Here is a 13,589-nt window from a genome sequence, read left to right as displayed (position 1 = left end):
GTCGCGGCTAAAGCCCCTCCCACAGACGACCTCCGTGCGCGGCGCCGCCGGTTGATGCCACACTAGCCGTACATTTTCCCCAGGAGCGTTGCGCGCGTGAGCAACCAACTTTTCGATGCCTATTTCACCGCCCCTGCCATGCGCGCGATCTTCTGCGACGCCGGGCGGGTGCAGGGCATGCTCGATTTCGAGGCCGCCCTGGCACGGGCCGAGGCGCGCGTCGGGCTGATCCCCACAGAGGCCGTGGCGCCCATCGAGTCGACCTGCAAGGCCGAACTCTACGACTATCCGGCGCTGGCCCAGGCCATCGCCACGGCGGGTAATTCCGCCATCCCGCTGGTCAAGGCACTGGGCAAGCGCATCGCCGCCACTGACCCCGAAGCCGAGCGTTACGTGCATCTTGGCGCTACCAGCCAGGACGCCATGGACAGCGGCTTGGTGCTGCAACTGCGCGCAGCCATCGGCCTGTTGGAAAGCGATCTGGCGAAGCTGGCCGATGCCCTGGCGGCGCAGGCCGAGCGCCATATCGACACTCCGCTGGCAGGGCGCACATGGCTGCAGCAGGCCACGCCGGTCACCCTCGGCATGAAGCTGGCCGGTGTGCTCGGCGCCGTTACCCGCCATCGTCAGCGCCTGAGCGAACTCAAGCCGCGCCTGCTGAGCCTGCAGTTCGGCGGCGCCTCTGGCAGCCTGGCGGCGCTGGGGGAGGCCGGTTGGGCGGTCAGCGGTGCGCTGGCGCAGGAGTTGGAGCTGACTCTGCCCGAGCAGCCCTGGCACACCCAGCGTGATCGTCTGGTGGAATTTGCCAGCCTGCTGGGGATGATCGCCGGCAGTCTGGGCAAGCTGGGGCGTGACCTCAGCCTGCTGATGCAGACCGAAGCTGGCGAAGTCTTCGAGCCGTCGGCGCCGGGCAAGGGCGGCTCGTCGACGATGCCGCACAAACGTAATCCGGTCAGCGCAGCGGTGTTGATCGGTGCCGCGACGCGAGCGCCGGGCCTGGTGGCGACCATGTTCGCCGCCATGCCGCAGGAGCATGAGCGCAGCCTCGGTCTGTGGCACGCCGAGTGGGACACCCTGCCGGAGCTGTGCTGCCTGGTCTCCGGTGCCTTGCAGCAGGCGCTGCTGGTGGTGCCGGGGCTGGAAGTGGATACCGCACGTATGCGCGCCAATCTTGAGCTGACCCAGGGGCTGGTGCTGGCTGAGGCGGTGAGCATCGCCCTGGCGCAGAAGATCGGCCGCGACGCGGCTCATCACCTGATCGAACAATGCTGCAAACAGGCGGTGCGTGAGGGCGTTCATCTGCGCGCCGTGCTCGGCGCCAATGCCGAGGTCAGCGCACAACTCTCTGCTGCCGAGCTGGATTCTCTGCTCGATGCGGCGCATTACCTGGGCCAGGCCCGCCGCTGGGTCGAGCGCGCCGTTGCCGAACACACGCAATTTTCCTCTTAGGAGTTGTCCATGCCTGCCATACGTCTCGCCGATGGCGATTTGAACTACCTACTAGAAGGCCCGGCCGGTGCGCCGGTGCTGGTGTTGTCCAACTCGCTGGGCACCGACCTGCATATGTGGGACGCGCAGATTGAAGCCTTCACCCAGCACTTCCAGGTGCTGCGCTACGACACCCGTGGTCATGGCGCCTCGCTGGTGAGCGAAGGCCCATACAGCATCGAACAGAACGGCCGCGACGTGCTGGCCCTGCTCGATGCGCTGGGCATTGCCAAGGCGCATTTCTGCGGGCTGTCCATGGGCGGCCTGATCGGCCAGTGGCTGGGTATCAACGCGCCCGAGCGCATCGAGCGCCTGGTGCTGTGCAACACCGCCGCCAAGATCGGCACGCCAGAAGTGTGGAACCCGCGCATCGAGACGGTGCTGGCCGAGGGCGAGCAGGCCATGCGCGGGTTGCGTGATGCCTCGATCGCGCGCTGGTTCACCGCTGATTTCGCCGAGGCCAATCCGGGCAAGGTCGAGCCCATCGTCGGCATGCTGGCGCAGACTTCGCCCGAAGGCTACGCAGCCAACTGCGCGGCCGTGCGCGATGCCGACTACCGCGAGCAGTTGGGCGCCATCCGTGCGCCGACGCTGATCGTCTGCGGCAGTGGCGACCCAGTCACCACCACCGAGGACGGCCGTTTCATGCAGGCGCGTATCGCTGGCGCTGAACTGGTGGAGTTCTATGCCGCGCACCTGTCCAACGTGCAGGCTGGTGATGAGTTCAGCCAACGCGTACTGGATTTCCTGCGCGCCTGAACACTGCATCTTTACCTGTAGGAGCGAGCTCTGCTCGCGAACATTGCGACGCAAGCGCTTCGCGAGCAGAGCTCGCTCCTACAGATCCAATTCGAGGATTGATCGATGGACGAGAAACAACGCTACGAAGCCGGCATGCAGGTACGCCGCGCGGTACTCGGTGACGCCCATGTCGACCGCAGCCTGGAGAAGCTCACGCCGTTCAACAGTGAGTTCCAGGAGATGATCACCCGTCACGCCTGGGGCGATATCTGGACGCGCCCGGGTCTGCCGCGCCATACCCGCAGCCTGATCACCATCGCCATGCTGATCGGCATGAACCGCGAGGGCGAGCTGACGCTGCATCTGCGTGCGGCGAAGAACAACGGGGTGAGCCGCGAGGAGATCAAGGAAGTGATCATGCAGAGCGCCATCTACTGCGGCATTCCAGCGGCCAACGCCACCTTTCACTTGGCCGAAGCCGTTTGGGACGAGCTGGGTGTGGAATCGCTGCAGGACTGATCCCGCGAGCAATGGAGCGCTGCCCGGACCACGCATCCGGGCGGCGCTTTTTTATGCCTGCTATCCGTGGCTGGTGAACCTCAGATCGTGGCCGCGTGGCGTCCGGCGATATAGCCGAAGGTCAGCGCCGGCCCAATGTTGATGCCGCCCGAGGGGTAGTGTCCGCCCAGGGGGCTGGCCATATCGGTGCCTGCCGCATACAGCCCCGGTATCGGTTGGCCACCAGCGTCCAGCACCCGCGCATGCCCATCGGTGCGTAGACCGGCGAAGGTGCCGAAGCAGCCCGGCTGTACCTTCACCGCATAGAACGGCCCCTGCTCGATGGGTGCCACGCAGGGGTTGGGGCCGTCGTGCTGGGCATCGCCGCTGCGACGATTGAAGGGCGTGCTGCCGCGGCCGAACAGCGGGTCTTCGCCTTGACGCGCATGACGATTGAATTCGCTGACGGTGGTGGCCAGACCAAGCGGGTCGATGCCACAGGCAATAGCCAGTTCTTCGAGGCTGTCACCGCGTTTGAGATAGCCATTGCGTATATGCGGCGATAGCGGCAGCGGTGCCGGGCGCGCGAAGCCCAGGCCATAACGGCGCTGGAAACGGTGGTCGCAGATCAGCCAGGAGCATGCTTCCTGCTCCTCGGGGATGGCCTTGAGCATGGCGTCGACGTAATCGTAGTAACCACCGGCCTCGTTGACGAAGCGCTGGCCGTTTTGCAGCACGCCGATGATGCCGGGCTTGCCGCGATCGATGATGTGCGGGAAATGGCCGACGCTGCCGTCGGGGTAGGGCACCTTGGACACCGGAGCCCAAGCCACCGGCGAGCGCAGGTCGTCGGCCACGCGTCCGCCAGCGGATTCGCCCAGGCGCAGACCGTCGCCGGAGCAACTGAGCGGCGGCAGGGCGAGGTTGTCGTGACCGCTGGCATCGCGCGGGAACATCGCCTGGCGCCGCTCCGGATCGTTGGGAAAACCGCCAGCAGCCAGCACCACCGCTTTGGCGCGGATAGTCTTTTCCTCGCCAGCATGCAGCACCACGGCGCCGCATACGCTGCCGTCTTCGATGATTAGGCGCTGCGCGGGCGTGGACTCCAGCATCTGCACGCCCAGGTCCTGCGCCGAGCGGGCCAGGCGGGCGACCAGCGCCACGCCATTGACCAGGTGCATGGCCCGGCTATAGCGAGCCAGATGGTAGAGGTGGCTGGTGAAGCGCCGGATCACGTGCAGCAGCGCCTTGGACGAGCGGGTCATGTTGAGGAAGGCGGCCAGGTCAGCGCCGGCCATGATCGGCATGCCCATGAAGGATGTCTCGCGCATGGTCTTGCGCAGGCGTGGCAACAGGTCGAGCACCTCGCGGCCATCGTAGGGCGCGGCGATCACCTGATGACCGCCGGTAGCAGCGCCGGGCGTGTCGCCGTGCATGTCGGGGATGCCATTGCCATCGACGAACTGCAGCGCGGTGTGCTGCTCGAAGAAGGCCACCATGTCCGGGCAATTCTGCAGAAAGGCGTCCACCAGCTCGGGGCGATAATGCTCGCCCAGCTCGTTGCGCAGGTAGGTACGCGGCTGCTCGATGTCTTCGACGATGCCGGCGCGCTGGGCCAGCGGGTTGCGCGGCGCCCACAGCCAGCCGCCGGACCAGGCGGTCGCGCCGCCCAGCACCGCGTCCTTCTCCACCAGGATCACCCGTTTGCCCAGGTGCGCGGCGCTGACCGCAGCGGCCAGCCCGGCCGCGCCGGAGCCGACCACCAGCAGGTCGCAGTCGAGTGGGGCATTGGACATGGCAGATCTCCGCATTTGTTATTTATTGGAACTTGGTTCCGGATTTTATGTGTCGACTGTCGAGGCGCCAAGCACTGTCGGATGATTCACCCGGGAAGTCGTGCGGTTAGCGGTCAATTATTGACGGTGTAGCGCGGATGCAATCCGCGAAAGGCCAGTAATTGCGTCTTGCTCATGGGTCGAGATGGTGGACAAGCTGCGCGTCGTCCACCCTTGCTGCTCAGCTCCAGCCCTCAGGTACGAAAGCGACCGATGCGCAGCTGCAACTCGCCACCCAGCCTGGCCAGCTCGGCGCTGGACAGTGCAGTTTGTTCGGTCGCGTTGGCGCTTTGTTCGCCGATGCTGCGCACGTTGTCCAGGCTACGGTTGATTTCCATCGCCACCGCACTCTGCTGCTCGGCGGCACTGGCGATCTGCTGGTTCATCTGCTCGATCAGCGCAACGGCCTGATTGATCTGCGTGAGACTCTGGCCGGCCCGCTCGACGCTGCTCACTGCATCCTGGCTGAGGCTCTGGCTGGCCTGAGTCTGAGCGACGGCCTGTTGCACGCGATGCTGCAGGCTGGCAATCAGCGCTTCGATCTCGCTAGTCGAGTCCTGGGTGCGGCGCGCCAGGGCGCGTACTTCATCGGCGACCACGGCGAAGCCGCGGCCTTGTTCACCGGCGCGCGCCGCTTCGATGGCGGCGTTGAGCGCGAGCAGGTTGGTCTGCTCGGCGATGGACTTGATCACATCCAGCACGCTGCCGATGCGTTGGCTCTCACCTTGCACCTGGCCGACGGTCTGCCCGGTGTGCGCCACTTCGTTGGCCAGGCGCTCGATCTGCTCGACGACCTGACGCACCTGGCGATCACCGTCGCGGGTTTGCGCTTCGGCCTGTTGTGCGGCTTGCGAGGCGTGCTCGGCGTCACCCGCCACCTGCTGCACGCTGGCGACCATTTGCTGCATGGCGCTGGCGGTCTGGCCGGACTCTTCACTCTGTTCGCGCACCCCCGCACGGGTCTGTTCGCTGACGGCCGACAGCTGTTCTGCTGCCGCGGCAATCTGCGTGGCGCTGCCGCCTATCTGCTCGATCAGTTCGCGCAGGTGGTCGCGCATGTTGTGCAGCGCCCCGAGAAGCTGGCCGACTTCGTCACGCCGAATGGCGCTGCGAACACCGCTGAGGTCGCCGGCTGCAACCTGTTGCGCCAGCAGCAGGCAATGCTGCAACGGCCCGACAATCAGGCGGCGAATCAGCCAGCTGGCGAGCAGCGCCAGCAGCAAGGCGGCGGCGGTAAGCAGGGCAAGAGCCTGCAGCGACGTGTGATTGCCTTCATGCATGACGCGTTGCTGGTGCTGCTGCAGATCGCTGCCTTGCTGCAACATGCCCTGCGCCAGATCGGTCAGTTGGCTGCGGCGTTGCTGCTCTGCCTCACGACTCTGGCGGTAGTGCTCGAAGGATTCGCGGTAGCTGTCGAGCGCGCGCAGCGCTTCGTCCAGGGAGGCCTGCTGCAGGGCTGCCAGTTGCGTGCGCAGTTGCTGCGCCGCCTCGGTCATGGTCACGAACCGCGCTTGCCAGAGGTCGGCATCGGCGTTGTCAGCACTGCGGATGAACTGCCCCTCCGCCAGGCGCAGTAGCAACAGCATATGGCTCAGGCGGGCTGCCGCCTCGGCCTGGTCGAGACTGTTCTGTGCGCCAGTTTCGCCGTCGAGCAGTTGGTCGCGGATCAGGTTGAACTGGTCCTGAGTGACCATCTCGAACTGGATCAGCGCCTCATCGGCGCGTATCGCCATCCCGGTCTGCGCCGTGCCGGCTTGAGACTGGGTAGCACGCAATTGGGTGAATTGCTGCAGGTAGGCGTCGTTGCCTCGTTGCAGTTGTTGGAACTGCTCGGTATCGCTGGCGATGTCCGTCAGGTCTGCGGCGATACGTGCGTGCTGCTCGGTGATTGCCACCTCATGGCCAGCCAGCGGCGCCAGCAGGTAGTCCTTTTCCAGCAGGCGCAGTTGCAGGATCTGCTGCTTGAGGTCCGCGACCTGCAGCGATTGCCCGGCATGCCCGAGAATCTCGCTGGCGGTGCGCCAGCCACCCAGAGCCACTGCCAGGGTCAGCAGCATGACCAGCGAGAAACCCAGCAGGAGTTTGTGGCCGACCTTGAGGTCGGCACTGCGTTCGATAATCCAGCGCATGGTGGTACTTCCTCGAACAGGTGCACATTAAAAAAAAGCCCGTCACGAGGACGGGCTGAACGTGCCGTAACACTAGGAGTCACTTGTGCAGCGATGCCGCGTGATGCTTACAGGAGCGAAAGCGGGTAGTTGATGATCAGGCGGTTCTCGTGGATGTCCTGAGCAGTGCCATCACGGCGTACGTCAGAGTTGCGCCAGCGGATGCTCAGATTCTTGAGGTTGCCTTCCTGGATGGTGTAGGCCAGCTCGGATTCACGGCCCCATTCCTCGGCGTTCTCGCGGGTTTTCACGCCATTGGTGTAGACGTCGATGTTGCTACCGCTGACGTAACGGTTCATCAGGGTCAGGCCCGGAATGCCGAGTCCGGCGAAGTTGTAGTCGTGGCGGATCTGCCAGGAACGTTCTTCCGGGTTGTCGTAGCTGTTGGTGAAGCCGTCGTTGACCAGAGTGCCGCCGCTGGCGCCGTCGATACGCATGAACTTGGTATCGCCGCTCAGGCGCTGATAAGCCAGGGTGAAGGTGTTGTTGCCGGTCTTGGCAGTGAACGCGCCCTGGTAGACCTTGTTGTCCAGCTTGCCGGCCTTGGCCGCGCCTTCTTCCTTGCCGGTGACATAGCCGAGGTTGGCGCCCAGCACCCAGTCGCCGACCGGTTGGCTGTGGGTCAGTTGCACGTAGCTCTGCTTGTAGACGTCTTCGAGGCGTGCGTGCCAGACGCCAACCATGGTGTTGTTGCCGTTGAAGCGGTACTCACCACCACCGAAGTTGAAGTCATCGCCTGCTACGCCGTTGAACGACATGTCTTCGCGGCTGGCATCGTGACGCTGGCTGTTCTTCCAGAACTGGCCACCGTACACAGTCAGACCGTCGATCTCGTTGGACGTCAGCTGTGCGCCCTGGAAGGTTTGCGGCAGCGAGCGACCGTCGTCTGCACGCAGGATCGGCAGTACGGCGAACCACTCACCGACCTTCAGTTCGGTCTTGGAAATCTTGGCTTTCGCCGCCACGGCGGTACGGCCGAACTGGTCAGCAGCCTGGCCGTCGTCGTGAATAGGCATCAGTTGGGTGTTGGCAGCGCCGCGGTTGCCGTCCAGCTTGATGCTGTAAAGGCCGAGCACATCCAGGCCGAAACCGACGGTGCCTTCGGTGAAGCCGGAACGGGCATCGAGAATGAAGCTCTGAGTCCAGCCTTCGGCCTGGCCCTGACGCTCGCGATTAGTTGCCGGGCCGATCATCGGATCAGTGCCGTTCAGGTAATTGCGGTTGAAGTAGTAGTTACGCAGGCCGAGTGTGACCTTGGCGTCTTCGACAAAGCCGGCGGCCTGGACTCCGACCGAGAGGCTGGAGGCCATGATGGCAACGGCAATTGCACTTGGAGCGAGGTACAGAGCTGTTTTCATTGTTATCGTTTCCTTTTTCAAGGTTGAAAGCTCCCCTCCGTAGCGGCGGATACGCTTCTACATCGGGGAGAGTGGTGGCAGTTATTCGGGGTTCAGCGAGGTTCGCCTGAATGCATTACGGGTCCTCTGTCAGGTCAGCCAGCGCACGAGGCACAGGGTGATCGATGGGAAGAGCACGAGGATGACCACGCGCACGATGTCTGAAATCAGGAACGGCACGATGCCCCTGAAGGCGTCACGCATGGGAATGTCACGCGCCATGCCGGCAATCACGTACACGTTCATGCCCAGAGGCGGGGTAACCATGCCGATCTCCACCACCATCAGGGCCAGGATGCCGAACCAGATGGCCTTCTCGGTCTGGTCCAGACCATAGAAGTCCAGCCCCATGATCACCGGGAAGAAAATCGGGATGGTCAGCAGGATCATCGACATGGTGTCCATCACGCAGCCGAGGATCAGGTACAGGATGAGTATCCCGGCCAGCACCAGGAAGGGCGGCAGACCTGCACCGCTGATCGCTTCGGCGATGAAGTTGGGCAACTGCGAGATGGCCAGGAAAGCGTTCATCACATCGGCGCCCAGCAGGATCATGAAGATCATCGCGGTGGTGATGCCGGTACCCAGTAGCACTTCCTTGAGTTCGGCCAGGCGCATCTTGCCCAGCGTGAATGCGAAGAAACCGGTGCCCACGGTACCGATGGCTGCTGCCTCGGTAGGGGTGAACCAGCCGCCGTAGATGCCACCGAGTACGATCAGGAAAATCAGCAGTACCGGCCACACACCCTGCTGCGCCTGCAGTCGCTGTTTCCAGCTCGAGCGCTCCTGTGCGGGGCCGGAGTCCGGGAACAGGCGCACATAGATGGCGATGGCGATCATGTAGCCGATGACGGCGAGAATGCCCGGCACGAAGGCGGCCATGAACAGCGTGGAGATGTTCTGCTGGGCGAGGATGGCGTAGATCACCAGCACCACCGAGGGCGGGATGAGAATGCCCAGGGTGCCGCCGGCTGCCAGGCAACCCACTGCCAGCGAGTTGGAGTACTTGTAGCGACGCAGCTCCGGCAGGGCCACCTGACCCATGGTCGCCGCGGTCGCCACCGATGAGCCACAGACCGCGCCGAAGGCTGCGCAGGAGCCGATGGCGGAGATCGCCAGGCCACCGCGCCAGTGCCCGACCATGGAGGCTGCGGCACGGAACAGGCCGGTAGCCAGACCACCACGCGAGGCGAACTGCCCCATCAGCAGAAACAGCGGGATCACCGACAGGTCGTACACGGTATAGCGGGCGTAGGCCACCGTCTTCAGGTAGTTGAGCAAGGGGTCCCAGCCGCTGATCGAGACGTAGCCGCCAATACCGGTCAGCAGCATGGCGATGGCGATCGGAATACGGATGGCCAGCAGAACCAGGAGGAAGGCGAGAAAGAGTCCGCCCAATACGACGCTGCTCATTGCTGGCCTCCCTCACCACGCTGGTCGAGCCAGGCGGTGTACAGGGAAACGACGGCCAGCAGGACGAAAGACGGCGCGAACGGCGTCATCGACCACCACATCGGAATGCCCATGATGATCGACTCTTCACCGTTGCGGTAAGTGTCCAGCGTGCCGATTACCGAGCGCCAGGCCAGCAGCGCTGCACAGGCGGCCATCAGCAGACAGCCGAGCGTGTCGAGATAGCGCCGGGTGGTGGCCGAGGCGCGCAAGGTGAAGGCGTCGACGATGACGTTGCTACGACGCAGCTGGCACAACGGCAGGAAACTCACCACGGCAATGCCGCAGCCCATCTGCACCAGCTCGACATCGCCGAGCAGTGGCGCGTCGAACAGGCTGCGCATGATGATGCTGTAGGCCGACAGCAGGGTGATGGCGACCAGCACCAGGCCACCAGCCAGTGCCAGCCAGCGTGCCAGGACATCGAGCAACTGACCGAACGGGCGCATGTGCTGAGGCTGCCCGGGCAAGGCAGGGTTTTCGATCATGAGAGAACTCCGCAAGACCGGCACCGCAGGTGCCGGCCAACACAACGAGGGTTAACGATCAGTGCGGCAGCTTGGCGTTGTAGCTTTCGATCAGGTCGCGCACTTCTTGCAGCAGCGCAGCACCGTTGTCGTTGCCCTTGCTCTCGACTTCCTTGATCCAGTCGTTGTCCAGCTTGCGGCCGATGGCCATCCACTTGGCCTGTTCTTCGGTGGGCAGTACATAGATCTCGTTGCCACGCGATTGCGCCAGCTTGTGCCCGGTCTCGATCACGTTGGTATCCCAGATATGGCCGGCCTGGCGTGAGAGCTCACGACCGCTGTTGGCGTCGATGATCTTGCGCAGGTCATCGGGCAGGCTGGCGTACTTGGCCGGGTTCATCGCCAGTACCAGCGCGGTGTGCATCAACGCTGGCTGACCCGGCGCCATTTCGGTGTGGTACTTGACCAGTTCCTGCAGCTTCAGTGCAGGGACCACGTCCCAGGGCAGCACGGCGCCGTCGACCACACCCTTGGACAGCGCTTCCGGCACCTGCGGTACCGGCATGGCCACCGGGGTGGCACCGAGCATGGAGATCAGCTTGGTGGAGATGCGGTTGGCCGAGCGCAGTTTCAGGCCACGGAAGTCGGCCAGACTACGCACCGGTTTCTTCACTGTGTGCAGCAGCGCGCCATCGGTCAGGTGAGTCGCGAGCAGATGCACGTCGGCGAACTCCTTCTGCCCGTGGGCTTCGAGGAAATCCCACATGGCCTGGCTGCTGGCTTCCGAAGAGCGGCTCATGAACGGCATCTCGAATGCCGATGCCAGCGGGAAGCGGCCGCTGGTGTAGCCAGGCAGGGTCCAGACGATGTCGGCGACGCCGTCACGCGCCTGGTCGATCAGTTGCGGCGGGGTGCCGCCCAACTGCATGGAAGGGTAGAACTGAAACTGGATCCGACCATTGGATTCGGCGGTGATCTTCTCTGCCCAGGGCTTGAGAAAGTCGGCCTGGGTCACCGAGTGCGCCGGCAGGAAGTGGTGAACCTTGAGGGTGACCTCGGCCTCGTCGGCGTTGGCCCAGGTCATGACGCTGGTGGCAAGCAGCGTCAGCAAAGCCTTGGAAAGCTTGTGCATCGCAAATGTCCTTTCTTATTCATTGTTAGTAGGCGACTCAGGTACAGCCAAACTCGGCTGCAATACTGCTGCCGCTAGGATTCGCTGTTCGCATGGTGCGAGTTAGCGAGGGGCTATTCAATTCGATTAACGACTTAGTGTGCGATAAACGAACGAATTGCGTGTGCCCGAAGCCTGCTTGGAAGGCCTTGGGCGAATATCGCTCATCACTCCTGTTCGATGGGCTCGTAGGGCAGGCCGACGTAGTTCTCGGCGATGGTTCTGCGGCCGGCTTCGGAACTGACGAAGTAGTCCAGCTCGGTCTCCTGCATGCGGCGGCTGAAGGCATCGGTATCGGGGAAACGATGCAGCATCGAGGTCATCCACCAGGAGAAACGCTCGGCTTTCCAGATACGCCTCAGACAGATCGCCGAGTAGCGTTCGAGCAGATCAGTGCGGCCTTCTCGGTAGACCTTGAGCAAAATGCGATAGAGGGTGCTGACGTCACTCGCCGCTAGATTGAGCCCCTTGGCACCGGTTGGCGGCACGATGTGCGCGGCATCACCCAGCAGAAACAAGCGGCCATACTGCATTGGTTCGACGACGAAGCTGCGCAGTGGCGCGATGCTCTTCTCGATCGAAGGACCGGTGATCAGCTGACTGGCAACCTGGTCTGGCAGGCGGCGCTTGAGTTCGTCCCAGAAGCGCTCGTCGGACCAGTCCTCGACCTTCTCTTCGGCGGCGACCTGCACGTAATAGCGAGTGCGTGTCGGTGATCGCATGCTGCACAGGGCGAAGCCGCGCTCATGGTTGGCGTAGATCAGTTCTTCATGCACCGGGGGTGTGTCGGCCAGAATTCCCAGCCAGCCGAACGGGTACACCCGCTCGAATTCCTTGAGCACACCAGCCGGTATTGATTGCCGCGATACGCCATGGAAGCCGTCGCAGCCTGCGATGTAATCGCACTCCAGACGCTGGGAGCGGCCTTCGTGCTCAAAGGTCAGATAAGGGCGTTCGCCCTTGAGTTCGTGCAGTTGCACCTCGCTGGTGTTGTACAGGGTGATTGCGCCACTGGCTTGGCGAGCCTCCATCAGGTCGCGGGTGACTTCGGTCTGGCCGTAGACCATCACGCCTTTGCCACCGGTCAGGGCTTTGAGATCGATGCGTTCGCAGCGACCATCGAAGGCCAGCTGGAAGCCGTCGTGCGGCAGGCCTTCGCGATCCATGCGTGCGGCAACGTCGGCTTCGCGCAATAGATCGACCATGCCCTGCTCGAGTACACCAGCGCGGATACGACCGAGTACATAGTCCGGGCTCTGGCGTTCGAGAATGATGTTGTCGATGCCGGCGTTGTGCAGCAGTTGGCCGAGAAGCAGGCCGGAAGGGCCTGCGCCGATGATGGCGACCTGAGTGTTCATTATTGTTCTCCAGTAGGTCATCGGCTTTACGCCGATGACAGGCTCAGGTCTGTATTTTTTGTGGATGCACCTTGGGTTAGAAGGCAATATCGGAAAATATTCTTGGACTTTTCGATGATTTAAGCGCCGCCATGACCGCTTCGAAAGCTTCCCTGGTACCGGTATTCAAACTGTACGGTGAGACGGCTGCATGGCCGACACCTGACCTCATCCACTGCGAATCGATTCCCGAGCGCAGCCAGCTGCACGGCTGGGAGATCAAACCGCATCGCCATGGCGATCTGCTGCAGTTGCTCTATGTGCAGGCGGGTGAAGCGGAGCTGGAAATCGAAGGGCAAGTACGCCAGGTAGACCGCGCTTCGTTGCAGGTCGTGCCGGCGCTGTGCGTCCACGGTTTTCGCTTTTCCTGCGATGTTCAAGGCTACGTACTGAGCCTGGCGCAGCCGCTGGTCGAGCAACTGGCTCAGCCATTGGGTCTGCAGTGGTTGCAGGCTCCGGTGTGCTTTGAGGTGGACGAGCAGCGGCGTTATCTGGATGCGCTGTTCGAGTCGATCAGTCAGGAGTACGGCCGCCTGCAACCTGCGCGAGAACTGATGCTGCAGTCGCTGATCAGCGTCCTGCTGGTTGCTGTCGCGCGACGCCAGCTGGCACGAAGCGAGGCGCAGGAACCGGCGGATGGGCGAGGGCGTGAGCATGTGCAGGCATTCGTGCAATTGCTCGAAACGCACTTTCGCGAGCATCTGCCCATCGAGCATTACGCGTCGCGCCTGGGCATCAGCACTGCGCATCTAAATGCGTTATGCCGGCGATTGGCCGGACAGTCCGCGCTGCAGCTGATCAATCAGCGTCTGCTGCTCGAGGCAAAGCGTTGCCTGGTGTACACCACCATGACCGTAAGCCAGGTCTCGGACAGTCTGGGCTTTTCCGAGCCGGGCTATTTTTCGCGCTTTTTCAAACGAGGCACCGGGCTGGCGCCGAAGGCATTTCGCCTGCATCGCTGAGCAGCGATGCAGG

11 protein-coding genes are annotated in these 13,589 nt (G+C 63.3%); 4 read left to right on the top strand and 7 right to left on the bottom strand.

What is annotated here, in order from left to right:
* Window positions 1-96: 96 nt before the first annotated feature.
* From PSOLE_RS04170 to pcaC, 3 genes are all read left to right on the top strand, one after another.
* Complete coding sequence (locus PSOLE_RS04170) at window positions 97-1,449, top strand: 3-carboxy-cis,cis-muconate cycloisomerase (RefSeq protein ID WP_074856983.1); 1,353 nt, start codon at window positions 97-99, stop codon at window positions 1,447-1,449.
* A gap of 9 nt (window positions 1,450-1,458) precedes the next feature.
* Entirely contained in the window at window positions 1,459-2,247 is a 789-nt protein-coding gene (gene pcaD / locus PSOLE_RS04165; protein ID WP_074856981.1) for a 3-oxoadipate enol-lactonase, read from the top strand.
* 105 nt (window positions 2,248-2,352) lie between these two features.
* Window positions 2,353-2,748, top strand: coding sequence for a 4-carboxymuconolactone decarboxylase (gene pcaC, locus PSOLE_RS04160; RefSeq protein ID WP_074856978.1), 396 nt, complete (start codon window positions 2,353-2,355; stop codon window positions 2,746-2,748).
* An 80-nt stretch (window positions 2,749-2,828) separates the two neighbouring features.
* On the opposite strand, the gene PSOLE_RS04155 is transcribed toward pcaC, so the two are convergent.
* From PSOLE_RS04155 to pobA, 7 genes are all read right to left on the bottom strand, one after another.
* A complete protein-coding gene (locus PSOLE_RS04155; RefSeq protein WP_074856975.1) occupies window positions 2,829-4,523 on the bottom strand; it encodes an FAD-dependent oxidoreductase in 1,695 nt (564 codons plus the stop codon).
* Between the two features lie 233 nt (window positions 4,524-4,756).
* Window positions 4,757-6,691 carry a methyl-accepting chemotaxis protein gene (locus PSOLE_RS04150; RefSeq protein WP_074856972.1) on the bottom strand — a complete coding sequence of 645 codons (1,935 nt, stop codon included), beginning with the start codon at window positions 6,689-6,691 and terminating at the stop codon, window positions 4,757-4,759.
* Window positions 6,692-6,798: 107 nt separating this feature from the next.
* A complete protein-coding gene (locus tag PSOLE_RS04145) occupies window positions 6,799-8,040 on the bottom strand; it encodes an OprD family porin (protein ID WP_074857024.1) in 1,242 nt (413 codons plus the stop codon).
* 177 nt (window positions 8,041-8,217) lie between these two features.
* Window positions 8,218-9,540, bottom strand: a complete 1,323-nt coding sequence (locus PSOLE_RS04140) for a TRAP transporter large permease (protein ID WP_074856969.1) — start codon at window positions 9,538-9,540, stop codon at window positions 8,218-8,220.
* Entirely contained in the window at window positions 9,537-10,067 is a 531-nt protein-coding gene (locus tag PSOLE_RS04135) for a TRAP transporter small permease (protein WP_244597218.1), read from the bottom strand. The genes PSOLE_RS04140 and PSOLE_RS04135 overlap by 4 nt, the downstream gene beginning before the upstream one ends.
* Window positions 10,068-10,125: 58 nt before the next feature.
* A complete protein-coding gene (locus PSOLE_RS04130) occupies window positions 10,126-11,178 on the bottom strand; it encodes a TRAP transporter substrate-binding protein (RefSeq protein WP_021489542.1) in 1,053 nt (350 codons plus the stop codon).
* Window positions 11,179-11,384: 206 nt separating this feature from the next.
* On the bottom strand, window positions 11,385-12,575 hold the full coding sequence (gene pobA, locus PSOLE_RS04125) for a 4-hydroxybenzoate 3-monooxygenase (RefSeq protein ID WP_074856967.1): 1,191 nt from the start codon (window positions 12,573-12,575) through the stop codon (window positions 11,385-11,387).
* Between the two features lie 131 nt (window positions 12,576-12,706).
* On the opposite strand from pobA, the gene PSOLE_RS04120 reads away from it, so the two are divergent.
* Complete coding sequence (locus tag PSOLE_RS04120; protein ID WP_074856965.1) at window positions 12,707-13,576, top strand: helix-turn-helix domain-containing protein; 870 nt, start codon at window positions 12,707-12,709, stop codon at window positions 13,574-13,576.
* The last annotated feature ends 13 nt before the right edge of the window (window positions 13,577-13,589 follow it).

This window comes from Pseudomonas oleovorans subsp. oleovorans (genome assembly GCF_002197815.1).
Taxonomy (GTDB): Bacteria; Pseudomonadota; Gammaproteobacteria; order Pseudomonadales; family Pseudomonadaceae; genus Aquipseudomonas; species Aquipseudomonas oleovorans.
The sequence above is the reverse complement of the archived record's forward strand: the minus strand, read 5'-3'. Positions and strand labels throughout refer to the sequence as shown.